The 24,392-nt window shown below is 71.1% G+C and carries 22 protein-coding genes and 1 pseudogene; 17 read left to right on the top strand and 6 right to left on the bottom strand.

The window, feature by feature from the left end:
* Window positions 1–54 precede the first annotated feature (54 nt).
* The 16 genes from IEZ31_RS51415 (at window position 55) to IEZ31_RS51340 (ending at window position 16,385) form a co-directional block, all read left to right on the top strand.
* Window positions 55–999, top strand: a complete 945-nt coding sequence (locus tag IEZ31_RS51415) for an ABC transporter permease (RefSeq protein WP_190257481.1) — start codon at window positions 55–57, stop codon at window positions 997–999.
* Window positions 996–1,859 (top strand): ABC transporter permease, encoded by an 864-nt coding sequence (locus IEZ31_RS51410; protein ID WP_190257480.1) that lies wholly within the window; start codon window positions 996–998, stop codon window positions 1,857–1,859. Before IEZ31_RS51415 ends, IEZ31_RS51410 begins: the two co-directional genes overlap by 4 nt.
* On the top strand, window positions 1,856–2,866 hold the full coding sequence (locus IEZ31_RS51405) for an ABC transporter ATP-binding protein (protein WP_190257479.1): 1,011 nt from the start codon (window positions 1,856–1,858) through the stop codon (window positions 2,864–2,866). The genes IEZ31_RS51410 and IEZ31_RS51405 overlap by 4 nt, the downstream gene beginning before the upstream one ends.
* A complete protein-coding gene (locus IEZ31_RS51400) occupies window positions 2,863–3,906 on the top strand; it encodes an ABC transporter ATP-binding protein (RefSeq protein WP_190257478.1) in 1,044 nt (347 codons plus the stop codon). Before IEZ31_RS51405 ends, IEZ31_RS51400 begins: the two co-directional genes overlap by 4 nt.
* Window positions 3,903–4,778, top strand: coding sequence for an NAD(P)-dependent oxidoreductase (locus IEZ31_RS51395; protein WP_190257477.1), 876 nt, complete (start codon window positions 3,903–3,905; stop codon window positions 4,776–4,778). Before IEZ31_RS51400 ends, IEZ31_RS51395 begins: the two co-directional genes overlap by 4 nt.
* Window positions 4,775–5,518 carry a cysteine hydrolase family protein gene (locus IEZ31_RS51390; RefSeq protein WP_190257476.1) on the top strand — a complete coding sequence of 248 codons (744 nt, stop codon included), beginning with the start codon at window positions 4,775–4,777 and terminating at the stop codon, window positions 5,516–5,518. Before IEZ31_RS51395 ends, IEZ31_RS51390 begins: the two co-directional genes overlap by 4 nt.
* Entirely contained in the window at window positions 5,511–6,299 is a 789-nt protein-coding gene (locus IEZ31_RS51385; protein WP_190257475.1) for an amidohydrolase family protein, read from the top strand. Before IEZ31_RS51390 ends, IEZ31_RS51385 begins: the two co-directional genes overlap by 8 nt.
* Window positions 6,290–7,225, top strand: a complete 936-nt coding sequence (locus tag IEZ31_RS51380; RefSeq protein ID WP_190257474.1) for a Gfo/Idh/MocA family protein — start codon at window positions 6,290–6,292, stop codon at window positions 7,223–7,225. The genes IEZ31_RS51385 and IEZ31_RS51380 overlap by 10 nt, the downstream gene beginning before the upstream one ends.
* Before the next feature lie 21 nt (window positions 7,226–7,246).
* On the top strand, window positions 7,247–8,782 hold the full coding sequence (locus IEZ31_RS51375; RefSeq protein ID WP_190257473.1) for a hypothetical protein: 1,536 nt from the start codon (window positions 7,247–7,249) through the stop codon (window positions 8,780–8,782).
* A 168-nt stretch (window positions 8,783–8,950) separates the two neighbouring features.
* Window positions 8,951–10,279: a type III glutamate--ammonia ligase gene (glnT, locus tag IEZ31_RS51370; protein WP_190257472.1), complete on the top strand. Its 1,329-nt coding sequence runs from the start codon at window positions 8,951–8,953 to the stop codon at window positions 10,277–10,279.
* Between the two features lie 23 nt (window positions 10,280–10,302).
* Complete coding sequence (locus tag IEZ31_RS51365) at window positions 10,303–11,178, top strand: class II glutamine amidotransferase domain-containing protein (protein WP_190257471.1); 876 nt, start codon at window positions 10,303–10,305, stop codon at window positions 11,176–11,178.
* Window positions 11,166–11,849, top strand: coding sequence for a GltB/FmdC/FwdC-like GXGXG domain-containing protein (locus IEZ31_RS51360; RefSeq protein WP_190257470.1), 684 nt, complete (start codon window positions 11,166–11,168; stop codon window positions 11,847–11,849). Before IEZ31_RS51365 ends, IEZ31_RS51360 begins: the two co-directional genes overlap by 13 nt.
* Window positions 11,850–11,862: 13 nt before the next feature.
* Window positions 11,863–13,185, top strand: coding sequence for an FMN-binding glutamate synthase family protein (locus IEZ31_RS51355; protein WP_229837141.1), 1,323 nt, complete (start codon window positions 11,863–11,865; stop codon window positions 13,183–13,185).
* 6 nt (window positions 13,186–13,191) lie between these two features.
* Entirely contained in the window at window positions 13,192–14,316 is a 1,125-nt protein-coding gene (locus tag IEZ31_RS51350; protein ID WP_229837140.1) for an FAD-dependent oxidoreductase, read from the top strand.
* A gap of 4 nt (window positions 14,317–14,320) precedes the next feature.
* Complete coding sequence (locus tag IEZ31_RS51345; protein ID WP_190257469.1) at window positions 14,321–14,941, top strand: helix-turn-helix domain-containing protein; 621 nt, start codon at window positions 14,321–14,323, stop codon at window positions 14,939–14,941.
* A gap of 145 nt (window positions 14,942–15,086) precedes the next feature.
* Complete coding sequence (locus IEZ31_RS51340; protein WP_190257468.1) at window positions 15,087–16,385, top strand: ammonium transporter; 1,299 nt, start codon at window positions 15,087–15,089, stop codon at window positions 16,383–16,385.
* Between the two features lie 498 nt (window positions 16,386–16,883).
* On the opposite strand, the gene IEZ31_RS51335 is transcribed toward IEZ31_RS51340, so the two are convergent.
* The 4 genes and pseudogenes from IEZ31_RS51335 to IEZ31_RS51325 form a co-directional block, all read right to left on the bottom strand.
* Window positions 16,884–17,585, bottom strand: a complete 702-nt coding sequence (locus tag IEZ31_RS51335; RefSeq protein WP_308429533.1) for a lytic polysaccharide monooxygenase auxiliary activity family 9 protein — start codon at window positions 17,583–17,585, stop codon at window positions 16,884–16,886.
* A 171-nt stretch (window positions 17,586–17,756) separates the two neighbouring features.
* Entirely contained in the window at window positions 17,757–18,074 is a 318-nt protein-coding gene (locus tag IEZ31_RS57865; RefSeq protein WP_229837146.1) for a hypothetical protein, read from the bottom strand.
* Between the two features lie 130 nt (window positions 18,075–18,204).
* A pseudogene (locus IEZ31_RS57860) lies at window positions 18,205–18,369 on the bottom strand (DUF397 domain-containing protein); the annotation flags it as partial.
* A gap of 23 nt (window positions 18,370–18,392) precedes the next feature.
* Window positions 18,393–19,133 carry a DUF5753 domain-containing protein gene (locus IEZ31_RS51325; protein WP_229837138.1) on the bottom strand — a complete coding sequence of 247 codons (741 nt, stop codon included), beginning with the start codon at window positions 19,131–19,133 and terminating at the stop codon, window positions 18,393–18,395.
* A gap of 349 nt (window positions 19,134–19,482) precedes the next feature.
* Here IEZ31_RS51325 and IEZ31_RS51320 point away from each other — a divergent pair, with 349 nt between their 5' ends.
* Window positions 19,483–20,829, top strand: coding sequence for a nitrate- and nitrite sensing domain-containing protein (locus tag IEZ31_RS51320; RefSeq protein ID WP_308429532.1), 1,347 nt, complete (start codon window positions 19,483–19,485; stop codon window positions 20,827–20,829).
* A 21-nt stretch (window positions 20,830–20,850) separates the two neighbouring features.
* Here the strand turns inward: IEZ31_RS51320 and IEZ31_RS51315 are convergent, their stop codons facing one another.
* Both IEZ31_RS51315 and IEZ31_RS51310 read right to left on the bottom strand, forming a co-directional pair.
* Window positions 20,851–22,284, bottom strand: a complete 1,434-nt coding sequence (locus IEZ31_RS51315) for a mannitol dehydrogenase family protein (protein ID WP_190257466.1) — start codon at window positions 22,282–22,284, stop codon at window positions 20,851–20,853.
* Complete coding sequence (locus tag IEZ31_RS51310; protein ID WP_190257465.1) at window positions 22,281–23,783, bottom strand: carboxylesterase/lipase family protein; 1,503 nt, start codon at window positions 23,781–23,783, stop codon at window positions 22,281–22,283. Before IEZ31_RS51310 ends, IEZ31_RS51315 begins: the two co-directional genes overlap by 4 nt.
* Between the last annotated feature and the right edge of the window lie 609 nt (window positions 23,784–24,392).

The raw sequence follows: 24,392 nt of genomic DNA, 5'->3' as shown, positions 1-24,392 counted from the left end.
GACCGGCACCGGCGCCGGCACCACCGATCCCTCGATCCCTGGGAGGAGGGGGCGATGCTCCGGTACGCGATACGAAGGATCCTGCTCGCGGTTCCTTTGCTCTTCGGGCTCTCCGTGCTCTCGTTCGGCTACGTCCGGCTGATTCCGGGCGACCCCATCACCGCGATGCTCGGCGTGAACAGCAATCCCACGGTGGTGGCGCAGCTGCGCGAACGCTTCGGCCTGGACCGGCCGCTGCTCAACCAGTACGGGGACTGGCTGACCGGGATGGTCCACGGCGATCTCGGCGTCTCCTTCCGCTCCCAGATGCCAATCAGCACGATCATCGTGGACCGCATCCCGGCCACCCTGCAGCTGGCCGGCGCCGCGCTCCTGGTGACACTGCTGATCGCGATCCCGGCCGGGGTCGCCGCCGGCATGCGCCCCGGCTCGCGGCTCGACTCGATGATCACGTCCGCGACGCTGTTCGGGCTCGCGGTGCCGGCGTTCTTCCTGGGCACGCTCCTCATGCTGCTGCTGGCGCTGAAGCTGCGGCTGGTGCCGTCGCAGGGCTACGTGCCGTTCGCCGACGACCCGGCGCAGAGCCTGCGGCTGACCCTGCTGCCGGCGTTGACGCTCGGCCTCGCGATCAGTCCGTACCTGGCCAGGCTGACCAGGTCCGCAGTGGTCGAGGTCGCCCAGGAGCCGTTCGTTCCGTTCGCCCGCGCGAAGGGCCTGGCACAAAGGAAGATCTCCATCGGATACGTGCTGCGCAACGCGCTGCCCTCGCTGGTCGCCGCGCTCGGCTTGACGATCGCCTCGCTGATCGCCGGCTCGATCGTGGTGGAGGCGCTGTTCAACTGGCCCGGCATGGGCCGGTTGGTGGTCGGCGCGGTCACCGAACGGGACTACGCGATGGTGCAGGCGCTGGTGCTCATCTACGGCGCCCTGTTCATCGTGGTCAATCTGGCCGGCGAGCTGGCGCAGGGCCTGCTCGATCCCCGGGTGCGGCTGTCATGACGGCCCCGGCCGCAGCGGTCCTCGTCGAGCAGCCCCGGGTCGCGGCACGGCGCAGGGCGCCACTGCGGACCGTCGTCGGCGCCGCGCTCGGCCTGCTGGTGGTGCTCACGATCCTGCTCGGGCCGTGGCTGGTCGGCAAGGATCCGTACGCCATCAACATCGACAACCGGTTCGCCGGGCCGGGCGCGGCACACTGGCTGGGCACCGACGAGCTCGGCCGCGACGTAGCCAGCCGGATCGCGCACGGCGCCCGGTCCACCGCACTCATCGCGCTCGGCGCCGTCGCCATCGCCTCGGCCATCGCGATCCCGCTCGGCGTGCTGACCGGATTTCTCGGCGGCTGGCTGGACCTGGTCGTCACCCGGATCGTCGACCTGTTCTTCGCGATCCCCTCGCTGCTGGTCGCGATCGGGGTGGTCGGGCTCTTCGGCGCCTCGCTGACCACGACCGTGCTCGCGCTCGGACTCTCGTACTGGCCGTTCTACACCCGGCTCGTCCGCTCGGCCGTGGTGGGCATCCGGTCCCGGCCCTACGTCGACGCGGCCCGGGTGCTCGGCGCGTCCCGGCTCCGCGTCATCCGCACCGACATCCTGACCGGCCTGACGCCGCTGGTCCTGGTGCAGACGACCGTGCTGCTCGGGTTCGCCATCCTCGACGAGGCGGCGCTGGGCTTCCTCGGGCTCGGCGTGCAACCGCCGCAGGCGTCGTGGGGATCGCGCCTGGCGGAGAGCCGCGAGTTCATGCTGTCCCATCCCGAGCTCGCGCTCGTCGCCAGCGTGCCGATCGTGGTCGCGGTGTTCGCCATCAACCTCCTCTCCGACGCGCTGCGCGACCGGCTCGACGAGCGGAGAGTGTCGTGACCGCCGCCGACGCCGCGGCCGTGCTGGAGGTCAGCGGCCTGACGGTGGAGTTCTCCCTCGGTGGCGGCGTCGCGCGCGCCGTCGACAGCGTCGACCTGAACGTACGGGCGGGCGAGATCGTCGGCATGGTCGGCGAATCGGGCAGCGGCAAGAGCGTGACGATGCTCGCGCTGCTCGGTCTCGTACCCCGGCCCGGCCGGATCGTCGCCGGCTCGGTGCGCCTGCGCGGCAAGGAACTGCGCGATGCCCGCCAGCGGGAGCTGGCGAGCCTGCGCGGCCGGCAGATGGCGCTCATCCCGTCCGACGCCGGGGCCGCACTCAACCCGGTGGCCCGCATCGGCGTACAGGTCGGGGAAGGGCTCTCCGCGCACCTGCCCGAACTGCCGCGTGCCGAGCGGCAGGGCCGGATCCTCGACATCCTCGGCCGGGTCGGCCTGCCCCGCCCGGCGGACCAGGCGCGCCGCTTCCCCCACGAGCTGTCCGGCGGGATGCAGCAGCGGGTCGCGGTCGCGATGGGCGTACAGCTCGGACCGGACCTGCTCATCGCCGACGAGCCGACCACCGCGCTGGACGTCACCATCCAGGCGCAGATCCTGCGGCTCCTGCTGGACGTGCGGGAGCAGTCGGGCACCAGCATCCTGTTCGTCACGCACGACATGACCACCGTGGCGGAGATCTGCGACCGGGTGCTCGTCATGTACGCCGGCCAGATCGTCGAGTCGGGCCCCGTCGTCGACGTGTGCACCGCACCGGCCCACCCGTACACCCGGGCGCTGCTGGCCGCCGTCCCGCCGCTCGGTGGCGAGCCACCCGAACGGCTGACCACGATCCCGGGCTCGCCGCCGGATCCGCGGGCCTGGCCCGCCGGTTGCCGGTTCGCCGAGCGGTGCGCGCTGCGCGCGTCGATGGGCAACCCGTCCGAGTGCACCTCGAAGGCGCCGCCGCTCGTGTCCGTCGCCGACGGCCGGCGCAGCCGCTGCCACTTCAGTGAAGCGGAGGACGCATGACCGAGCCGCTGCTGTCGGTGCAAGGGCTGGTGAAGGAGTTCCACGGGCGTGGCGTCGGCGCCTCCCGGCCGGTCGTCCGAGCGGTCGACGACGTCTCCTTCGACGTGCACCCCGGCGAGGCGCTGGGCCTGGTCGGCGAGAGCGGCTCCGGCAAGACGACGATCGGCCGGCTCATCGTCCGGCTCGAGGAGCCGACCGCGGGCCGCGTCGAGGTGCGCGGGCAGGACGTACGCCGGCTCGCGGGCCGGGGGCTGCTGGAGTACCGCCGCGACGTCCAGATGATTTTCCAGAACACCCAGGGCGCGTTCAATCCCCGGCGTACCGTGCGGTCGGTCCTCGCCGACGGTTTCCAGATCCACGGCCTGGCGTCGGGCCGGGAGCTCGATGAGCGCATCGGTGACCTCATGCGGCGGGTCGGTCTCAGCCCGGAGATGCTCGACCGGTACCCGCAGCAGTTCAGCGGCGGGCAGCGGCAGCGCATCGGCATCGCCCGCGCGCTGGCCCTCGAGCCCGCGCTCGTGGTGGCCGACGAGCCGGTGTCGGCGCTGGACGTCTCGGTGCAGGCCCAGGTGCTGAACCTCTTCGCCGACCTGCGCCGGGACCTGGGGCTCTCGATGCTGTTCATCAGCCACGACCTGCGTGCCGTGTACTTCCTGTGCGAGCGGATCGCCGTGCTGTACCTAGGCCGGCTGGTCGAGATCGGGCCGCGGCGGACGCTGCTGGAAAACCCGGTGCACCCGTACACGCGGGCGCTGGTCGGTTCGATACCGGCCTTCCGCCCCGGCGGCGGCTTCACCCGCGACGTGATCCGCGGCGAGATCTCCGACTCCGGCCCGGCCCCGACCGGCTGCCACTTCGCACCACGCTGCCAGCTGTGGCGGGAGCTGGGCCGGCCGGCCAGGTGCACGCAGGAGCGGCCGCTGCTGCGCCCGGTCACCGGCGGCGGCCTCGCCGCCTGCCACTTCGGGGACACGCCGCCCGACGACCGGACCATCGACGCGGACACCGTCGCCGGAGGAGTTGCGGGAGGAGTCGTATGAGGATCGGCTGGATCGGTACGGGCCTGATGGGGGCGCCGATGGCGGCCCGCCTGATCGAGGCCGGGCACCAGGTCGGCGTGCACAACCGGACCCGCGCCAAGGCGGAGCCGCTGCTCGCCCTCGGCGCCGAGTGGGCCGGCTCCGTCGCCGAGGCGGCCCGGGACCGGGACGTGGTCGTCACGATGCTGTCGTACCCGCAGGACGTGGCGGCGGCGTACGAGGCGCCGGACGGCATTGTCGCCGTCGCCGCGCCCGGCACGATCGCGATCGACATGTCCACCTCGTCGCCCGGGCTGGCCCGCCGCCTGGCGGAAGTCGCCGCCGGCGGGCCGCTCGCCGCGGTACTGGACGCTCCGGTGAGCGGAGGCCCGGCCGGAGCGCGCGGCGGCACTTTGTCCATCTTCGTGGGGGGCGACGCCGACGCGCTCGCCCGGATCCAGCCGCTGCTCGCCGTGCTCGGCACGACCGTGGTGCACCACGGCCCCGCCGGCAGCGGCCAGGCGGCCAAGCTGGTCAACCAGGCGCTGGTGGCGAACGTGACGCAGGGCGTCTGCGAGGCGTTCGCCGCGGCCGAGGCGGCCGGGCTGGAGCCCGACCGGGTGCTGGAGTCGCTGCGGGTCGGGGTGGCCGGCTCGCCGCTGCTCGACTTCGCCTGGACCCGCCTCGCCGCGGGCGACCTGGAGCCCGGGTTCAAGGTGGCGCACCTGGCCAAGGACCTCCGGCTGGCCCTCGACGAGGTCGGCGACGCCCGCGAGCTGCCGGGAACGGCCCAGGTGTACGCGCTGTGCCAGGCGGTCGTCGACGCGCTCGGCGGCGACCGCGGCACGCAGGCCCTCATCACGACGACCAGGAACAGTAGAGGCACGCAATGATGCTGACCCTGCCCGGCCGGTACTACCGGCTCCACCCGTCCTTCGACAACCCGCTCGGGCACGCCGAGGAGCAGTTGGAGCTGGACCCGGCGCGCACCGGCTTTCTCATCGTCGACGCGTACGGCCGCGGCTTCGACGACGATGACGACGCGGGGGAGGGGCGGACCGGCATCTACACGCCCGACCCGGTGATCAGGCGGATCGTCCGCGAGCACATCGTGCCGGCCCGTGACGCCGCCCGCCGGGCCGGCCTGCCGGTCGTCCACGTCACCAACCACCTCTCGCCCGGCCTCGCCGAGAGCACCGAGTGGCGCAACCTCTCCATGCGTACCTGCGACGTGGACGTGCTGGAAGCCTGGCGGGAGCCCAACGACGTCCTGGCCTACTCCGACGTCGTCGCGCCCGGCCCGGGCGAGCCGCTGATCCGCAAGCAGATGTACAGCGGCTTCTACGAGACCACGCTGGACTCCACGCTGCGGGCGCGCGACGTCAAGGATCTCGTGGTGGTCGGCTTCGACAGCCGGATCTGCCTCGGCAACACGGTCACCGAGGCGATGTACCGCGGGTACCGCGTCATCGTGCTGCGCGACTGTGTGCGCACGTTCGAGTACCCGGAGACCCGCGATGGTGAGCTCGCCAACCTGCTGGCGATCCGGTACATCGAGTCGAACGTCGGGTACACGGCCACGTCGGAGGAGTTCATCGCGTCCTGCGCCCGCCTGGTGCCCGGCGATGCGTGAGCCGGGCGCCGCGGCCGGGATCGTCGACTGTCACGTCCACGTCGGCCTCACCAAGTACCGTCCGGTCGAGGACTACCGGGACAGCATGCGCCGGTGCTGCATCGACCGGGCCGTGCTCGTGCAGTACCTCGGCAACGCCGACAATGCCTACCTGGAGCGGGTCGTCCAGGAGGATCCCGAGGTGTTCACCGGGATCGGGCTGGTGGACCCGGACGACCCCGCGGCACCGCGGCAGATCGACGAGTTGGCGCGGCGAGGGGTGCTCGGCGGGGTCCGCCTGCCGGCGCGGGTGCGTGGCGACGTCTGGAAGGCGATGGACGCCCACGGCCTGACGGCGAGCGTCACCGGCCCGTTCACCGACGTCGTCGACGACACGTTCCTCGACGTGGTGGACCACCACCCGGGCGTGCACTTCCGGCTGGAGCATCTCGGGTGGCTGCGGTTCGCCGACGATCCCGCCCCGTACCCGGGGTTCCGGCGGTTCCTGCGGCTGGCCGAGCGGCCGAACACGTCGGCCTCGTGGTCGGGCTTCTTCCTCAACGCCGCCACCCCGTACCCCTACCCGGACGCCGTACCGTACCTGCGGATGTGCCTGGCCGCCTTCGGCGCCGACCGTCTCATGTGGAGCGGCGACTGGAACCGGGCCGGCGGTACGGACGCCGACTACGCCGCCGCCGTCGCGCACGTGACCGACCACATGACGTTCCTCGGTCCGGACGAGCGGGACCGGGTGCTCGGCCGCAGCGCCGCCACGATCCTCGGGAGGGTTTCATGGGTGTAGGAATCCTCGGCCCGGGCGCGATCGGCGCCTGTCACGCCCGGGCGGTCCGGGCCGCCGGTGGCCGGGTCGTGGCGGTGGCGGGCCCGAAACCCGAGGAGAACGCCGAGTTCTCCGCCGGGCAGGACATTCCACGCTCCTATGTGGACACCGACGAGCTGCTGGCGGACGACGACGTCGACGCGGTCATCGTCGCCGCGCCGAGCCCGGTCCACGCCGCGTTGAGCGTCGCCGCGCTGCGCGCCGGCAAGCACGTGCTGTGCGAGATCCCGGCCGGTGTCTCGCTCGCGGAGGCCGAGCTGGTGGCGCGGGTCGCCGCGGAGACCGGCCGGCATGCGGCGATGGGCCACACGCTGCGGTTCTGGGCGCCGCACCTGGAGGTCCGCGCCCGCGTGGAGCGCGGGGAGCTGCGGCTGCGCCACATCATCGCGCGCTCGCTGCAGCTGCGGCAGAGCAACGTCGGCTGGACCGGGCGGACCCGGGACTGGACCGACAGCGTGCTCTGGCACCACGGCGCGCACCTCGCGGACACGGCACTGTGGCTGCTCGACGCGACCGAGGCCAAGGTGTACGGCGGCTGCGGCCCGGACTGGCCCGGCAGCGGCGGCCCGATGGACGTCGGCGCGGTGCTCGTCACCCCGTCCGGTGACATGGCCACGCTGTCGCTGTCGTACCACTCCCGCGAACCGGTCAGCGACTACGTGCTGATCGCGGAGGACCAGACGTTGCACATCAACGACGGCCGCCTCTACGGGCCCGACGGCGTCATCGTCGACTCGGCCGGTGTGGCGGCCACCCAGGACGCGGCGATCGAGGCGCAGGACGCTGATTTCCTCGCCGCCGTCGCCGAGGGTCGCACCCCGCGCTGCACGGTGGCAGACGTGCTGCCGGCGATGCGGGTGCTTGACGCCTTGGAGCACGCCTCGTAACCGAGAAGACAAGGAGTTCGTATGCGCCGACTCGTCTTCCATCTCTCAACCTGTCTCGTGGTGGCGGCAGCCGCCGGCCTCGCCGGCGCGGCACCGGCGGCGGCGAACCCGCCCGCAGTAGGCAATGTCATCGTCCTCTCCGGCGGCGCGGTGCTGCCGGTCAACAAGGTGACCGGCAGCACGACGGTCAGTGCCGTCGGATTCGAGCTCACCGGCGGCACGCTGCGCGCCGTCGACCAGTCCGGCACTCAGCTGTGGACGGCGAGCACCACCGGATACGGCCCGTACGGCGGGTTCGACTACGACAGCGACGGATGGCCCGACGTGTTCGTCGTGGTTTCCGCGCTGACCGGCAACATGTGTGGCACCACCCCGGAGCAGACCACGACGCTGTACTTCTACAGTGGACGGACCGGGGTGCGGCAGACGCCCCTGTCCCCGCTCACCGACCTCTGCTGGAACTTCGGCAGCACGATCTACCCGACCCGCCAGTGGACCGAGATGGGTGTGCTGTGGGGCGGCACGACGAGCAAGATCGCGGTGTCGCCGTACTACGCCGGCACCTCCTGGTTCTTCGGCTTCAACGGCACCTCGTTCACCACGGACGGGGCGCTCTACTTCCCGTCGACGTCGTCGTACGACGGGACGTACACCAACGCGCAGCTGAACACCTACCCGACCGGGACGAAGTACATCACCAACTCCCACGTCGCCAACGGGCTCATCACCAGCGTGTCGGGGCAGCAGCGGCTCGTGTTCTGGACGTCGGGACGGGTCGTGCAGTATGCGGTCGGTGCGTTGAGCGCGAGCCAGCTCGTCGCGGACCGGCCCTACCTGACCGGTGGCCGTACGGACATCGCCGGGCGTAACTACGGCGTCGTCGCCGTCGACCCCGGCAACGCCGACAAGGTGGTGCTGGTCGCCGGCACCAGTAACTATTCCCTGTACCTGGACCGGCTCTCCGGCACGATGAGCCGCGACCCGTGGGGCGGCATCGAACGGCACGTCTCAGTCTACAGTCTCGGCGGCAACACGATCGACGACCGGTTCTACTCGTACGCACACGACAACAGCGACGGCAACAAGTACGAGAACCGGGTGTCGTACCCGGCGAATCCGTTCGTCCGTACCGGAGGCACGTCCCGGATCGCGTACAACGTCTACAGCGGCGGGCACTGGTACCTGCACATCTCCGATCCCGGCGCGACGACCGACCGGTACGCCATCAAGGACCAGTTCCTCTGGGACATCGCCGACGTCGACGGCGACGGCGTGGACGACTGGCTGGTCTCCCCGACGCGGGATCCCGGCGAGCCGGATGTGCCCGGCTACTACTTCCCGAAGTGGCAGACCAACATGTACCACTGGACGGAGTCGACCGCGACGCTGACGAACTTCCGTAGCGAGACCGGGTACATCCCGCACTTCCAGGAGACGTTCAACCGGGCGACCGCCACCTCCAGCGACGGGTACCTGACGCCCGCTCAGACGTACATGGACGGCGGCCAGCTCAAGCTCATGATGATCAACAGCGCGGGTACCGTCTCGGCCCGCTGAACCGGCCGTGCCCCGCCCGGGCGTTCCGGGCGGGGCACGGCGACAGCCGCCACCGGTCACGAGGACCGGCGAAACCGATGTGACACAACACCTGTACGGCAAGGCAACAATCACCGGGTCTACTTCTGTTCAACTAGGGTTCCCCGTAGTGGACAGAGGTGGGTTGCCGTGGCGGACCGGTACGAAGCGCTGAAAGGCCTCACAGACCAGCATCAGACCCGATTCATCCTGGCGACCTTCGTCGACCTCGACGGCAAGCCGTGCGCCAAGCTGGTGCCGGTCGAGGCGCTGGAGGCTCTCGCCACCGAGGGTGTCGGTTTCGCCGGCTACGCCGCGGGCGCGCTCGGCCAGCAGCCCTGCGACCCCGACATCATGGCGATTCCCGACCCGGCCAGCTTCGCCGCGCTGCCGTTCCTGCGCGACGGGCTCGCCATGGTGCACTGCGACCCGCACGTCGAGGGCAGCCCGTGGCCGTACGCGCCACGCGTCATCCTCCAGGCCGTCCTCGCCGACCTGCGGGGGAAGGGCTACGACGCGCACGTCGGCGCCGAGATCGAGTACTTCCTGCTCAACCGGGACGTGAGCGGTGGTCTGCGCACCGCCGACGCCGACGACCGAGCCGCCCAGCCCTGCTACGACGCTCGCGGCGTGACCCGCATGTACGACCATCTCACCGCGGTCTCCACCGCCATGAACGGCCTCGGCTGGGGCAACTACGCCAACGACCACGAGGACGCGAACGGCCAGTTCGAGCAGAACTTCACGTTCGCCGACGCGCTCACCACCGCTGATCGGGTGATCACCGCCCGCTATCTGATCCAGATGCTGGCAGAGCAGCGCGGCATGCTCGCCACCTTCATGCCGAAGCCGTTCACCGACCGCACCGGCAACGGCCTGCACCTGCACATGTCACTGTGGTCCGGGGCCGAACCGCTCTTTCCGGACGACGCCGACCAGCGCGGTCTCGGGCTCTCCGAGCTGGCGTACTACTTCGTCGGCGGGGTCCTGGAGCACGCGCCGGGCCTGCTGTCGGTGCTCGCGCCGACCGTCAACTCCTACAAGCGGCGCGGCGCCGTCTCCACCAACTCCGGTGCCACCTGGGCGCCGAACCGGGCCAGCTACGGAGGGAACGATCGCACGCACCTGATCCGCGTCCCCGACCGCAACCGCATCGAGGTGCGCGGCGGCGACGGCTCCGCCAACCCGTACCTGGCCATCGCCGCCCTGCTCACCGCCGGCCTCGACGGCATGGAGCGCAAGGTCGATCCCGGCGATCCGTCCGGTCCCGGGCAGCACCCGGCCGGCGCCGTCCCGCTGCCGATCACGCTCCTGCACGCCGTCGACGCGCTGCACGCCGACCCGATCGTGCAGCGCGCCCTCGACGCCGCCGGTCCCGGCGTCGCCGGCTACTTCGCCGACCGCAAGCGCGACGAGTTCATCGGCTGGCACAACACCGTCACCGGCTGGGAGACCAACCGGTACCTGACCGCCGTCTAGCACGCACCGAAGGAGGTACCGACATGTGCGGAATCGTCGGCCTGCACCTGCGCGACGACACGCTGCAGCCCCGGCTCGGCGCGCTGCTGCGCGGCATGCTCCACCAGGTCTCGGAGCGCGGCCCCGACTCGGCCGGCATCGCCGTCTACGGCGACGACACCCTCGCCCCGCAGGGCCGCGCCACCGTCGCCCTGCTGGGCACGACGGTCGCGGAGGCGCAGGCGGCCGTCAAGGGCGTGACGGCGGCCGAACGCGGGGGAGTGGTGTTGCTCAGCGCCGCGATCCCGACGGCGCTGCTGGCCTCGCAGGTCCGGGCGGCCCTGCCGCACGCGCTGATCGCCGGTCGCGGACCGGGTCTCGCCGTGCTCAAGGGCGTCGGCCATCCGATGGCCGTGGCCGATCGCTTCGGCCTGGACTCGATCACCGGCTACCAGGCCGTCGCGCACACCCGGATGGCGACCGAGTCCGCCGTCACGCCCGAGGGCTGCCACCCGTTCTCCGTCGAGGACGGCGTCTGCCTGGTGCACAACGGCTCATTCGCCAACCACGCCACGATCCGTCGCGAGCTGATCGGCGAAGGCGTCGCCTTCGACAGCGACAACGACTCCGAGGTCGGCGCCCGGTTCCTCGCTCACCGGCTCAGCCGGGGCGACGACGTGGAGAAGGCGCTGCGGCTGCTCTGCGAGCGCTTCGACGGCTTCTACACCCTGCTCGTCTCGACCGCCGACAGCTTCGCGGTGGTGCGCGACGCCGTCGCCTGCAAGCCGGCCCTGATCGCCGAGACCGACCGCTGGGTCGCGATGGCCTCCGAGTACCGCGCGCTCGCCACGCTGCCCGGCATCGAAACTGCCCACGTCTTCGAACCCCAGCCGGAGGAGGTCTACTCGTGGACACGCTGACCGTCGACCTCGACCGTTCGCCGGTACGGGAAGCGAACCGCGCCCTCCGCGAACTGCCGGACGGCGCCGCCATCCGGCTGGCGAACCCGATGGGCCGGCACAATCTCGCCGTCGGCCTCGACGCCGACGTCACCGTCACGATCGACGGCGCGGCCGGGTACTACGTCGGCGGCCTCGGCAAGCGCGCCACGGTGCTCGTCAACGGGCCGGCGGGCTGGGGCGTCGGCGAGAATCTGATGTCCGGTCTGGTGCATGTCAAGGGCGACGCCAGCCAGAGCGCCGCGTCCTGCGCACACGGCGGCACGGTCGTGGTGGACGGCGACGCCTCACTACGGGCCGCGATCTCGCTCAAGGGCGGCACCCTCGCCGTCGGTGGCGACGTCGGGCCGTACTGCGCCTTCCTCGCCCAGGCCGGCACCGTCCTGATCGGCGGCGACGCCGGTGCCCACCTCGGCGACTCCCTCTACGAGGCGGTCATCTACGTGGCCGGGAAGATCCGCAGCCTCGGCACCGACGCCCGGGTCGAGGAACTGACCGAGACCGACGTCGCCCGGGTACGCGAGCTGGCCGCCCGCTGCGGCTTCGACCACATCGATCCGGAGAACGTCACCCGGGTGGCGTCGGCCCGCCAGCTCTACCACTTCGACACCCACGCGCACGACGCGTACTGACCGGGAGGCCCCGTTGGACAACCACACCTTCTCCCCGGGCGTGCAGGCCGACATCCGGGAGCGGGCCCGCCTCGGCCGCTACGCGATCCGCGGCATGGGCGCCCGCCGCGCCGTGCCAAGCTTCGACGACCTGCTCCTGCTCACCGCGAGCGCCTCCCGCTATCCGCTGGAGGGCTACCGGGAGCGCTGCGAGACCCGCACCGTGCTCGGCGCCAGGAACGCCCGGGAGCCCGTCGTCCTCGACATTCCGATCACCATCGCCGGCATGTCCTTCGGCTCGCTCTCCGCGCAGGCGAAGGAGGCGCTCGGCCGGGCCGCCTCCGAGGTCGGCACCTCCACCACCACCGGTGACGGCGGCATGACCCCCGAGGAGCGCAAGAGCTCCAAGACCCTGGTGTACCAGTGCCTGCCGTCGCGGTACGGATTCAATCCGGACGACCTGCGGGCGGCGGACGCCGTCGAGATCGTCCTTGGGCAGGGCGCCAAGCCCGGCGGCGGGGGAATGCTCCTGGGCCAGAAGGTGGGCGAGCGGGTCGCCGCCATGCGTACCCTGCCCGAGGGCGTCGACCAGCGCTCGGCCAGCCGTCACCCGGACTGGACCGGCCCCGACGATCTGCGCATCAAGATCGAGGAGCTGCGCGAGGCGACCGACTGGCGGGTCCCGATCTACGTCAAGGTCGGCGCCACCCGGACCTTCCACGACGTCCGCCTGGCCGTCGCGGCCGGCGCCGACGTGGTGGTCGTCGACGGCATGCAGGGCGGCACCGGCGCCACCCAGGACGTCTTCATCGAGCACACCGGCATCCCGACGCTCGCCGCGGTCCGCCAGGCATCCGACGCCATCGAGGGCAACCCGGACGTCAAACTGATCGTCTCCGGCGGTATCCGCTCGGGCGCCGACGTCGCCAAGGCCCTCGCCCTCGGCGCCGACGCGGTGTCGATCGGGGTGGGCGCGCTCATCGCGCTGGGCTGCAACGACACCGAGTACGACGGCCCCGGCGGCACCCGGCTCGACGCCCGCCCCGGCTACCTGTCGCTGGCGACCGCCGCCGGATCGTGCACCGCCTGCCACACCGGCGGCTGCCCGGTCGGCATCGCCACCCAGGACCAGGCGCTGACGGAGCGCCTCGACCCGGTCGAGGGCGGTCGCCGCGTTGCCAACTACCTGCGCGCGTTGACCATGGAGACCACCATGCTGGCCCGCGCCTGCGGCAAGTCCGACGTACACCATCTGGAACCGGAAGACCTCGTGGCGCTCACCGTGGAGTCCGCCGCCATGGCCCGGGTGCCGCTGGCCGGCACCGACTGGATCCCCGGCCTCCGGGAAGGTCGGTGAGGTGCCGTGTCCGCGGTCGAGGTGGCGGTGATCGGCGCCGGGCTGATGGGGGCAGCGACGGCCTGGGCGTTGGGTCGCCGCGGGGTGTCGGCGGCGCTCTTCGAGGCGCGGGAGTTCGGGCACACGGCGGGCAGCTCGCACGGTTCGGCGCGGATCTACCGGCGGGCCTACCCGGATCCGCTGTACCTGCGGATGACCGGGCTGGCGGGGGAGCTGTGGCGGGAGCTGGAGCTGGCCGCGGGGGCATCCGTGCTGAGCACGACCGGTGGCCTGGACTTCGGGCGGCGCCGTGACCCGGCGGCGATCGCGGCGCGGCTCGCCGAGGCCGGCGTGCCGCACGAGCTGATACCCGCCTCGGAGGCGTTACGGCGCTGGACCGGGTTCGCGTTCGACGGGCCGGTGACATACCACCCGGAGGCGGGTGTCGTCGACGCCGATCTGGCGGTGCGTTCGATGATGTCGGAGGCCGCGCGGGCCGGGGTGCCGGCGTCCGCGAGCACGCCGGTGCGGCGGATCGAGCCGCTGGCGGGCGGTGGCGTGCGGCTGCACCTGGCCACGGGCGGCAGCCAGGTCGCCGGGCGGGTGGTCGTGGCGGCCGGGGCCTGGATGTCCGACGTGCTCGGCGGGCTGACGCCCCTGCCCGAGCTGACCGTGACGCAGCAGCAGGCCTTCCACTTCCCCCGGCGGGACCCGAACACGGAGTGGCCGGTCTTCGTGTACAAGGGCGACGACACGGCCAGCTACGGGTTGCCGGGCGGGCGGGACGGCGGGCCGGGCGGGGCGATCAAGGTGGCCGAGCACGCGGAGGGGTCGGTGACCACCGGGGACTCGCGCGACGGCGTGGTCTCGCCGGCCAGTCGCGCGCGGGTGACCGACTACGTACGGCGCCGGTTGCCGGGGCTCGTACCAGAGCCGTTCGCGGAGGCCAGCTGCCTCTACACCAAGACGGCGAACGAGGACTTCGTGCTGGATCGGGTTGGTGATGTGGTCGTGTGCTCGCCGTGTTCGGGGCACGGGGCCAAGTTCGCGCCGCTGATCGGGGAGATCGCGGCGGATCTGGCGATGGGGAAGACGCCGTTCGACCCCAGGTTCACGCTGGCCGCGCACGGTGTGCCGGCGTCACTATCCTGATCACATGCGCGATACGGACGACGCGGCTCCGGCAGCCTTCGCCGAGGGGGCATTGGAGCAGACGATCGCGCTCCGGGTCCGCGAGTACCGGCAGGCGGCCGGACTGTCGATCGCCCAGCTCGCCGGCAAGATCGGACTCTCCAAGGCGATGCTGTCGAAGATCGAGAATGCGCAGACCTCATGCAGCCTGACCACCCTCGGCCGGCTCGCCGGCGGCCTGGGGATCCCGGTGACCGCACTCTTCCGGGGCGTCGACACCGAGCTGGAGGCGGTCTTCACCCCGGCCGGCAGCGGGGCCGAAATCGTCCGGCGCGGGACCCGGGTCGGGCATCACTACCTGCTGCTCGGCGGCCTGCGCGGGGTCCACAAGCGGATGGAGCCGGTGCTCGTCACGCTCACCGACTCCAGCGAGGTCTTCCCGCTCTTCCAACACCCGGGCACCGAGTTCCTCTACATGCTGGAGGGCGTGATGGTGTACGGCTACGGCGACACCCGGTACACGATGCGGCCAGGGGACGCGCTGCAGTTCGACGGGGCGGGGCCGCACGGGCCGTCGCGGCTGGTCGAGCTGCCGATCCGGTTCCTGTCGATCACCGGCTACCGGGATCAGGACCGCGACGGCTGATCGGCCGACGCACGCGGCAGCGATTTTCGCAGTCCGACACCGCGGGAAATCGATCAGCAATGTAGCGGGTTACCGGCCGAAACGAGGCTTGAGTGCACTGCTGGGTGACAGCGGTTCATGCGATGATACTCAAGGAGCCTCTACAGTGGACACTGGTAGTACCGCCTGGTTGCTCGCGAGCACCGCGCTCGTCTTGCTGATGGTCCCCGGACTCGCCCTCTTCTACGGCGGCATGGTCGGCGCCAAGCGAGTCGTCAACATGGTCATGATGACCTTCGGGGCCGTGGCCGTGGTCTGTTGCATCTGGGTCGTCTACGGCTACCAGTTCGCCTTCGGCGACTCCATCGGCGGTGGCGGCATCCTCGGCCTCGACACCGCCAACTTCGGGCTCGGTGGGCTGCTGAAGGGCGACGAGGCCGCCACGATTCCGCCGGCGCTGTTCGCCGTCTTCCAGATGCTCTTCGCCGCGCTGACCACCGCGCTGATCGCCGGGGGCGTCGCCGACCGGATGAAGTTCGGCGTCTGGCTGGCCTTCACCGCCGTCTGGGCGACCCTGGTCTACCTGCCGGTCGCGCACTGGGTCTTCGCGTTCTCCAGCGACACCGTCACCGGCGGCTGGATCGCCAACAAGATCAAGGCCATTGACTACGCCGGCGGCACCGCCGTGCACATCAACGCCGGTATCGCCGCCCTCGCCGTGGTGCTCGTCCTCGGCAAGCGCACCGGCTGGCCGAACACCCCGCACAAGCCGCACAACCTGCCGCTGACCGCGCTCGGCGCCGGCCTGCTCTGGTTCGGCTGGCTCGGCTTCAACGGCGGCTCCGCGCTGTCGTCCGGCAACGCCGCCGCCGTCGTGGTGCTGAACACCGTCGCCGCCGGCGCGGCCGCCGGCCTCGCCTGGATCGCCTTCGAGCGGCTCAAGGGCGGCGCCATGACCTCGCTCGGCAAATCCTCCGGCATCGTCGCCGGTCTGGTCGCCATCACCCCGGCCTGCGGCGCGGTCAATCCGCTCGGCGCGCTCATCATCGGCGTCATCGCCGGCGCGGCCTGCGCCTTCGCCGTCAACCTCAAGTACAAGTTCGGCTATGACGACTCGCTCGACGTGGTCGGCGTGCATCTCGTCGGCGGCGTCATCGGGACCCTGCTCATCGGCTTCCTCGCCACCGCTGACGCCCCGAATGGTCGCGACGGTCTCTTCTTCGGCGGCGGGTTCGGCCTCCTCGCCGACCAGGCCACCGCGGTCATCGCCGTCCTCGCCTACTCCTTCGTCCTCACGTGGGTCATCGCGAAGCTCTTCGACGTCGTCGTCGGCCTGCGCGTCCCGGCCGAGGTCGAGCGGGAGGGCATCGACAGTGTGCACCGAGAGTCGGGCTACGACCTCCTCGGCGCGGACCTGCCCGAGGTCGTCGAGGAGGAGCGCACCCCGGAGCCCGCCGCCGCCTAGCCTCACCTCAGATCGTGGTCCCGGCGCACCCCGCCCACTCCTCCCGGGTGGAGATCCATGCGCCGGGACCCGCTTCCCTCCCAGCCGCATGCAATACCCACGGCTCAGGCGCAAAGAGTTCGCGGTCGGCTTGTGGAAGGACGTCTCCGCCGCTCGCACCGTGATCCAGGCCTTTCCCGGCGTCGGGGCGTTCCGGTCGTCGAATGCGAAGTAGTCGTGGGCATCGTCGCCCGCCGTCGCCCAGATCACCATGCCCAGTGTCAGCAGCTCATCCCAAAGCTCCTCGGTGGAGGGTGCCCGCTCGCCCGCGGCGTCGGTGCCACAAGGTTGCCGGCCGCCCAGAACGCGTTCGCGATCTCCATGAGCAACACTCCGTCCAGTCCCTCGAGGCCCGAAGCGGCTCGCACCTACCGGACGGTCGGCGGCCCCGCCCGAGCGCCTCCCGGACGGCCCACGGTGGCAAGCCCTCCGGAGCGCCGCCGTGAGTGCCGATGTGCCTTATGCGGCCGCCCGGAAATCCACGTCGCTGCAGAAGTAGTACGACTGGTCCATGTGGCTCGCCTGCCAGATCGTGTAGACGATGTGCCGTCCGGTGCGCGTGCCGGCGTCGACGTCGATCGAGAGCGAGAGGCCGTTGTCGGCCGGCTGCCACTTGGCGGCAGGAGTGCTGCCGATCTGGCTCACCAGCTCCAGGTCTCCCCAGCCGAGCTGTTGTTTGGTGGGGTCGAACCCCTGCCGGGTGATGTAGACGCGGACGTAGTCCGCCCCGTGCTTGGCCTGGTCGAAGATGTTCACCGAGAAGTTCCGGCCCTTGGGTGTGGCCTTCCACTGGCCCACCGCGTCCAGCGCGGCGTAGCGTCCGGTCTGCGTGCGCCCGGCGCTGCAGAGCTGCCCGTCCGGGATGGCAGCCCGGTGGTCGCCCTTGACGCCTTCGCGGTACAGCCCGTTCCAGTTCCACATCGCGCTCGGGTCGGCCTTCCATGCCTGGTAGCACATGGGATCCTGGCTCGCCATCTCCGGCGCCTGGTGGTTGTTGCTCCACCGCTGCAGGCAGTCGTATGCGCGCGCCGGCGGATCGGCTGCCGATCCGTGGGCGGAGGCAGCCTCAGGCAGGGCGGTCACGAGCAGCGTCGCCGCCGCCGTCGCGACGGTCAACGCACCACGCATCAGGGCGCGACGGGGCGACACGAGAGCAGACATGGAACCTCCAGGCGGTACGTATTGATGCTCACCGACGTGGCGCATGGAAGCGCTCCCAGGACCATACCTGTCCCATCTAGCTGGGACTACGGCACCATCCCCTGCGACGCCACCGCCGTTTCGGACTCCGCCACTGTCCGTGCCCGGCGGCCCTGTCGCCGCGAGGGGTCCTTACGCCTGCATACTCGCCCGAATGTAGAGGCCGAGTTCGGTGTCGGTGGTGGTGTGGAGGACGTGGCGGACGGCCGTGCGGCGTTCGTCGCTTGGCCAGCGGTGTTCGCCGCGTTCGAGTTTGCCGATCCAGCGGCCGTCGACGTATTGGGTGGTGAGGTCGCGGCGGGGGTAGAGCTGGTCGATGGCGGTGTTGACGGCGTCGGCGAGCTCGGGCCGGGACATGCTCTGCCCTGTCCGCAGGGGCGAGGGGGTACGCAGACGGGCGTCGCGCAGCAGGGTGTTCGGCGTGATCACCGCATCGGGATGACGAGGCATCGGCCTCCTCCCTCGTGACGAGCGGCTGGCGAGATGCCGCAGCGTGGCGTGATCTGTAACCGGGGCCTCTGCGACCTGTTGGCGTGGGGCGGCGATTGTGTGCGATGACGCGGCACTGTCGTGTTCTGCGATTGAACTGGCCGGTGCGGATGCCGTTGGTAAAGGCGTCCCAGGCTGCCGGATCGAATTCCAGGATGGGTCCGGCGGAGTTCTTCGAGTCGCGTACGCCGATAGAGCCGTCGTCGGCATGGGCGACCTCAACGCAGTTGCCGTCGTCACTGCGGGTGGACTTGCGCTATCGGGTGTAGGTGCGGGTTGTCATGCTGCTGCTCCTGTAGTCGGAGTTAGGTCCTGCCCGACGGCGTGTAGAAGGTGAAGGCTCGCATCGGTGGTGAGTGCGGCCGCTCTGAGCCGGGCGTGTAAATGTGCATAGGGGTCGATCTGCGATGGCTCGGTGTGGATGAGGTCTTCGACGAGCGTGTCGACCGCGACAGCGACCGAGTGTTGTGCGTCGCGGTAGCGGTAGATCGAGTAGGCCGAACGGGGCGCACTGTGACCCACAATCGGCATGCCGATCGGCAGCACCCGAACCGTGACGTTCGAATGTTCCGAGCACACGGCGACGATGTGTCGCAGTTGCTCGGCGACGACATGCGGCTCGGCGGCGTATCGGCGGATCGCTGCCTCGTCGAGCACGACGTCGTAACGTGGTCCGTCGGGCGCGAGCAGCAGTTGCTGGCGTTTCGAGCGGGCGGCGACGGCGGCGGCGGGATCGAAGTGATCGCTGTGCCGGGCCGGTTCGCAGCGTAACCGGGCGTTTGCGAACGCGGCTGTCTGCAGCAGGCCCGGCACGAGCGCGAAGGCGTACTCGGAGATCGTGTCCGTTCCGCTTTCGAGGTCGGCATAGGCGGCCTGCCGTGTCCCCATCAGTTCGGCATCGGCCGCCCACCATCCGCGGGCCCAGCCATCGGTGGCCGCGTCAATGATCGCCGCGCGGCGGTTGGCGCCCACGCTGAGGTAGTCGCAGATGCCACTGACGAGGTCGATGTCCGGCCCCACGCGCCCGTTCTCGAGTGCGCTGAGTTGCCGGCGGGGGAACCCGATCGCCCGGGCCAGCGGCTCAGCGGCGATGTTGTGTCCTCGCGCAACCGCCGGATCTCACGTCCCAGCCATTGCCGGCGGATGTATGGACTGGGCGGGTCACCGGCAGCGTCCAACGGGTCGTTGAGAGCCGGACCGTCCAATCGCGGCCGTCCGGCGACCACAATGTAACCCCGGATTCAGCCGGAACGATCTTGGTGCGGCGTGGCGGGCGGTATTGAGACCCAGCTCAGCTGCCGGTCGGACAACAAGTCGGTACGCAAAGTCGGACGGTAGGTCGGTATTCCCAGCCGCCCGGGTGATCGTTATGTCGCAACACGTTGTCCGTCGATGGACGGCGCGGCGGTCCCGATCCAATGTTGGCTCGATCGGAACTCGGCTGCGGGCAGGCAGGAAATCCCATTCCGAGGAGACCGCCGTGATCACCAAGTTCGACGCCGGAACCGGTCAGGCGGCTGAGCACCCAGCGGTCGACGCCACGCTGCGGATTCGGGCGCAGGACCTGATGCGTTCGCACGTACCTAGCGAAAGTGGCTGTTGCCGGCATCCGTCCTGTGAGGGCGTGGCCTATCCGTGGTGGCCCGGCCATGAGTACTCCGGGCCGTCAGACAAGCCGCTGGCTTCGCAACCGTGCGATCCGGACGAAGCTCTCGATCATCCTCACGATCCCTGTCGTCGCCGTTGTTGTTCTCGCGGCGCTGGTGTTCTTCGATGCTTACGGCTCGGGGCAGCGGGCGGAGGAAGCGCGCCGTGTGGTGGTCTTGGGCGTCGACGCTGGCGGTCTCGTCGCGCAGTTGCATCACGAGCGGGCGGCTGCCGCGTTGGTCTTCGCGCCGGGGGTGGCGACGGCCGGGCGAACGCTGCATACCGTGCCGCGGCTGAGGACACCGATGCGGCGGCCGTGGCGTTCCGTCAGCACAGCGGTGGTGTCAGCGTTTCGCCGGATGTGCGGCTGGTGCTCGCCCGGATCGGTGATGGTCTGGAGGATCTGTCGGCGTTGCGCCGTCAGGTGCAGGATGACCCGCGGGCGTTGTCGAGCGTGATCCTGTTCCGGTACCGGGCGCTGATCGCTGATCTGCTGACGTTCCGGGCGTCGCTGAGTCAGATCGGTGTTCCCGCGGCGACGGGTAACGGGTTGCGTGCGGCGGCGGCGTTGTCCCAGGCGATCGAGGCGCAGGGTTTGCTGCAGGTCGCGGTGATCCGTGCGCTGGCTGGTGGGGTGCTCACGCCCGCCATGCAGCAGGAGATCGTCGGCGCGTCCAGCATGTTCGGTGAGTCGTTGACGGACTTCCAGCTGTCGGCGCCGGCTGTGTGGCGGGCTCGGCTCAACACGGACGTGACCGGCCCGGTGGTGGCCGGTGCGGAGCGTGATCAGGGCGTTGTCACGCGGACGCCGCCGGGCGAGCGGGTGAAGCTCGCGGTGGACGCGGCCGGGTGGTCGGCGGCCATGACGGCGCGCAGGGACCTGATGCATGCCGTTGAGGTTGCGATCGACCGGCAGATCCTTGCCGAGGTTGCGGCGCAGCGTGACGCGGCGCGTCGTTCGGCGGCGTTGATCGCGGTGCTCGTGCTGGCGGTGCTGGCGCTGACCGCCGGCGGCGCTACCGCCAGGATCGCGAGTGCCCTGGCGGCAGGCGACCACCGGTCCGGGTAATACGGGGGACATAGCTTCCTCTCAGGACGTGCCGAGGCGGGCAGCGAGGGCGGCGGTGATGCCGCCCGCCCGGATGTCGCGGTAGCTCGCGGCGAACGCGTCGGCGAAGGTCGGGCGCTCGGCGAGGTCGCCGAACAGGTCGGTGTCGCGCAGGAATCCGATCGGGTCCGCCTGCTGGCGGCGGACGGCCGCGGCGACGGCCGCGCGCTGCCGGTCCGGCGCGCCGGGCTCGTCGACGTCCGCGGCGAACACGGCCCAGCCCGCGACCACCAGCGCGGCCATCGGTGCCGGCCGGCCGAGCCGGACCCGGTCGTGCACGACCGGCAGGAGAAACTTCGGGATGCGGTCCGAGGCGTCGGTGGCCAGTCGGGCCAGGGTGTCGCGGACATACGGGTTGGCGAACCGGTCGAGGAGCGAGCGCCCATAGGCGGCGAGGTCGATGCCCGGCACCGGCCGCAGCGTCGGGGTGGCCTCCTCGTCCATGTACCGGGTGAGCAGCTCGACCAGCCGCGGGTCCGCGGCGGCCTCGTGGGTCAGACGGTGCCCGAGCAGGTAGCCGGGGTACGCCAGGGCCTGATGGCTCGCGTTGAGCAGCCGCAGCTTCATCAGCTCGTAGGGCGTGACGTCGGTGACGACCTGGACGCCGACGTGTTCGAAGGCGGGCCGCCCCAGCGTGAAGTCGTCCTCCAGGACCCACTGGACGAACGGTTCGCACAGCACCGGCCAGGCGTCCTCGACGGCGAACTCCCGGGCGACGAACGCCCGGTCGGCGTCCGTGGTGACCGGCGTGATCCGGTCGACCATGCCGTTGGGGAACGCGACGGTCGCGTCGATCCAGTCGCCGAGGCCGGGATCGCGCAGCCGCGCGTAGGCGACGAACGCCTTGCGGGCCACGTCGCCGTTGCCGGGCAGGTTGTCGCACGACATCACGGTGAAGGGCGGGATGCCGCGAGCGCGGCGGCGGGCGAGGCCCTCGACGACGTAGCCGAAGGCGGTGCCCGGCGCCGCGCCGGGCCGCAGGTCCTGCCGCACGCCGGGGTTCGACTCGTCGAACTCGCCGGTGATGTCGCTGGTGTTGTAGCCGCCCTCGGTGATCGTCAGCGAGACGATCCGGGTGGCCGGGTCGGCCAGCCGTTCCAGCACCCGCTCGGGATCGTCTGGGCCGAAGAGGTACTCCACAATCGAGCCGATGATGCGGGCGTCGGTCGACCCGTCCGGCCGGCGCTCGACCAGCGTGTAGGCCGTGTCCTGGCTGGCGAGTGCGTCCCGCATGCGCCGGTCGCCGGGCAGCAGGCCGACGCCGCAGATCGCCCAGTCGAGGTCCTCGCCCCTCTCGAACAGCCGGTCGAGGTACATGGCCTGGTGCGACCGGTGGAAGTTCCCGACGCCGAAGTGGACGATCCCGACGGACAGGCCGGACCGGTCGTACCTGGACGGCTCGTACGCGGGCCTCATGTGCCGGCCACCAGGGCTGCCATCGGCTGGATGGCCACCGCGTGATGCGCCTCCCAGAAGTCGACGCACCGGCCGTCGGGGTCCGGTGCCTGCCCGGGAACGGTGTCGATCAGCATGGTGGCGCGGGCCGTCGGTGTGTAGGGATCCCACGGGCCGAGCGCGCCGCCGCCCGGGTCGCCGTCGGTGACGAACCGGGCCAGGGCGGTGCTCACCGCCGCGCCGAGTTCGACCGCCGCCTGGTTCAGCGAGCCGAGCAGCGCGTCGACTCCGGGCGCGTCCAGGTTGCCAAGTAGGAACGGCCGGTCCACCAGGTGCCCGGAGCCGACTCGCCCGCCGCGCGCGCTCGACGGCCAGGCGAACAGGTAGCGAAAGACGCACCCACCGGCTCGGGTCTGCGCGTCGGCCACGGCCCGGGCGGGCTCCGTCCAGTCGTGGTCCGTCAACGCTCGGTACGCCAGGTCCGCGGGCCCGCCGGGCAACCGCTCGTAGAGCGCCTTGGCTTCGGCCCAGGCGTCGGCGTCGATGAGCAGCCCGTCGAGGACCTCGTCCAGTGAGGCAGGGGCGGTGCTCCAGCCGGTGACCTCGAACAGCCGGGACTCCACCACGGTGGTGCCGATCATGAGGTCGACCCCGGCGGCGTCGCCGCGCCGGATGGCGGCGACAGGATCGGAATCGAGGATCACCCCGTCCCGGACCAGCGGTGTCACGGGTACCAGGCCGAGACCGCGCTGCACCGCGGGGATGCGCAGCTCGGTGAGGACGTCGCCGTCCGGGTCGATGCGCAGGCCGGCGAGGACCCGCGCCGTGCCGGCCCGGGCGGCCTCCAGGGACGGGAAGACCGCCGCGTGGCCGCTTTGGTCCACCGCGCGGTGGAACAGGCCCCGGGCGGCCGGCGCGGCCAGCAGCGCGACCGTCGACATCGCGCCGGCCGACTGCCCGCCCACTGTCACCCGCCCGGGGTCCCCGCCGAAGGCGGAGATGTTCGCCGCCACCCAGCGCAGCGCGCAGGTCTGGTCCTGTAGCGCTAGGTTGGACCGGCCCGGGTCGAGGTCGCCGAGGTAGAAGCCGCCGAGCGCGCCGAGTCGGTAGTTGACCGTCACGATCACGATCCCGTGCGCGCGGGCCAGGCTTGCGCCGGCGTTCCACTCGCCGGTGCCGGAGCCGAACTGGAACGCCCCGCCGTGGATCCAGACCAGGACCGGCACCGCGCCGTGCACGTCGGGCGACCAGAGGTTCTGGGTTAGGCAGTCCTTGCCTGTGACGGCGCCCTCGTGGAAGAAGTTCCGCTCGATCGGCGGTACCGCTTGGATGAGCGGATCGGGGTCCTGGATCGAGATCGGGCCGAACCGGCTGGCGTCCGGCGGCGGCGCGGCGACCGGCGGCGCGATCGGGAACGGCCCCACGGGCGGCTGCGCGAACGGGATGCCGCGGAAGACGGCGACACCGTCCTCGATCCGCCCATTGACCGGCCCGCATGGCGAGTGGACCGCGTTTAACATAGATGCTCCTCGAATGAGTTGGCCACGGCTCACCCGGCGGCCGAGCGGGACTGCTCGTCTGAACGTCGATCAGCCCGCCCGCCACCACCGCGCTGCCGTGGCGGCCCAGCTCGCGCGGGACGGCATCGGGCCGGTGCGGGGTCCCACACCGAACGGTGTGAGCGGTGGCGGTGCGGGAACCTTTCAAGCTCGTACATGCGGTTCGGGGCTTCCGACGTGGCCTGTTGGTGAAGACCGGGACGTTGACGTGGTAGCTCAGACCGTTGTCGCCGTCCGGCCAGCCATGCCGTCTCTGTACCGTTCAGAAAACTCGGCTTGGCTAGGCTGCCTGCGAGTAGTCGTTGACCGGTCCATAGAGGACTTTCCTGCGCGGACCCGGAGATGCAGGGCCTGGCCGACGCCGCCGGGGGCCGCGAGCTGATCCTCGAGAAGCTCTCCTGACGGGAGTCAGGTCATCTGCGGCCTGTCGCTCTCCCGATATGCGGCAGGAGGGCGGAGTGATGTGATCAGGCTCGGCTCTTCATCCTTTCGGTGGCTTCGTCACGCATCTTGCTGCGGCGTACCTTGCCGGAGTCGTCGCGCAGTGGCTGGTCGATGAACTCGATGGAG

Source organism: Dactylosporangium sucinum, from assembly GCF_014647515.1.
Lineage (GTDB): Bacteria > Actinomycetota > Actinomycetes > Mycobacteriales > Micromonosporaceae > Dactylosporangium > Dactylosporangium sucinum.
Note: the sequence above shows the minus strand (reverse complement) of the source record. Positions and strands in the feature narration are given on the sequence as shown.

Excerpts from the sequence above, each read along its gene's own strand:
- IEZ31_RS51345 (WP_190257469.1), top strand. The coding sequence starts at position 14,321 with ATGCGCGATACGGACGACGCGGCTCCGGCAGCCTTCGCCGAGGGGGCA.
- IEZ31_RS51400 (WP_190257478.1), top strand. The coding sequence starts at position 2,863 with ATGACCGAGCCGCTGCTGTCGGTGCAAGGGCTGGTGAAGGAGTTCCAC.
- IEZ31_RS51315 (WP_190257466.1), bottom strand. The coding sequence starts at position 22,284 with ATGAGGCCCGCGTACGAGCCGTCCAGGTACGACCGGTCCGGCCTGTCC.
- IEZ31_RS51415 (WP_190257481.1), top strand. The coding sequence starts at position 55 with ATGCTCCGGTACGCGATACGAAGGATCCTGCTCGCGGTTCCTTTGCTC.
- IEZ31_RS51320 (WP_308429532.1), top strand. The coding sequence starts at position 19,483 with ATGTCGCAACACGTTGTCCGTCGATGGACGGCGCGGCGGTCCCGATCC.
- IEZ31_RS51335 (WP_308429533.1), bottom strand. The coding sequence starts at position 17,585 with ATGTCTGCTCTCGTGTCGCCCCGTCGCGCCCTGATGCGTGGTGCGTTG.
- IEZ31_RS51310 (WP_190257465.1), bottom strand. The coding sequence starts at position 23,783 with ATGTTAAACGCGGTCCACTCGCCATGCGGGCCGGTCAATGGGCGGATC.
- IEZ31_RS51390 (WP_190257476.1), top strand. The coding sequence starts at position 4,775 with ATGATGCTGACCCTGCCCGGCCGGTACTACCGGCTCCACCCGTCCTTC.
- IEZ31_RS51375 (WP_190257473.1), top strand. The coding sequence starts at position 7,247 with ATGCGCCGACTCGTCTTCCATCTCTCAACCTGTCTCGTGGTGGCGGCA.
- IEZ31_RS51395 (WP_190257477.1), top strand. The coding sequence starts at position 3,903 with ATGAGGATCGGCTGGATCGGTACGGGCCTGATGGGGGCGCCGATGGCG.
- IEZ31_RS51380 (WP_190257474.1), top strand. The coding sequence starts at position 6,290 with ATGGGTGTAGGAATCCTCGGCCCGGGCGCGATCGGCGCCTGTCACGCC.
- IEZ31_RS51385 (WP_190257475.1), top strand. The coding sequence starts at position 5,511 with ATGCGTGAGCCGGGCGCCGCGGCCGGGATCGTCGACTGTCACGTCCAC.
- IEZ31_RS51410 (WP_190257480.1), top strand. The coding sequence starts at position 996 with ATGACGGCCCCGGCCGCAGCGGTCCTCGTCGAGCAGCCCCGGGTCGCG.
- IEZ31_RS57865 (WP_229837146.1), bottom strand. The coding sequence starts at position 18,074 with ATGCCTCGTCATCCCGATGCGGTGATCACGCCGAACACCCTGCTGCGC.
- IEZ31_RS51365 (WP_190257471.1), top strand. The coding sequence starts at position 10,303 with ATGTGCGGAATCGTCGGCCTGCACCTGCGCGACGACACGCTGCAGCCC.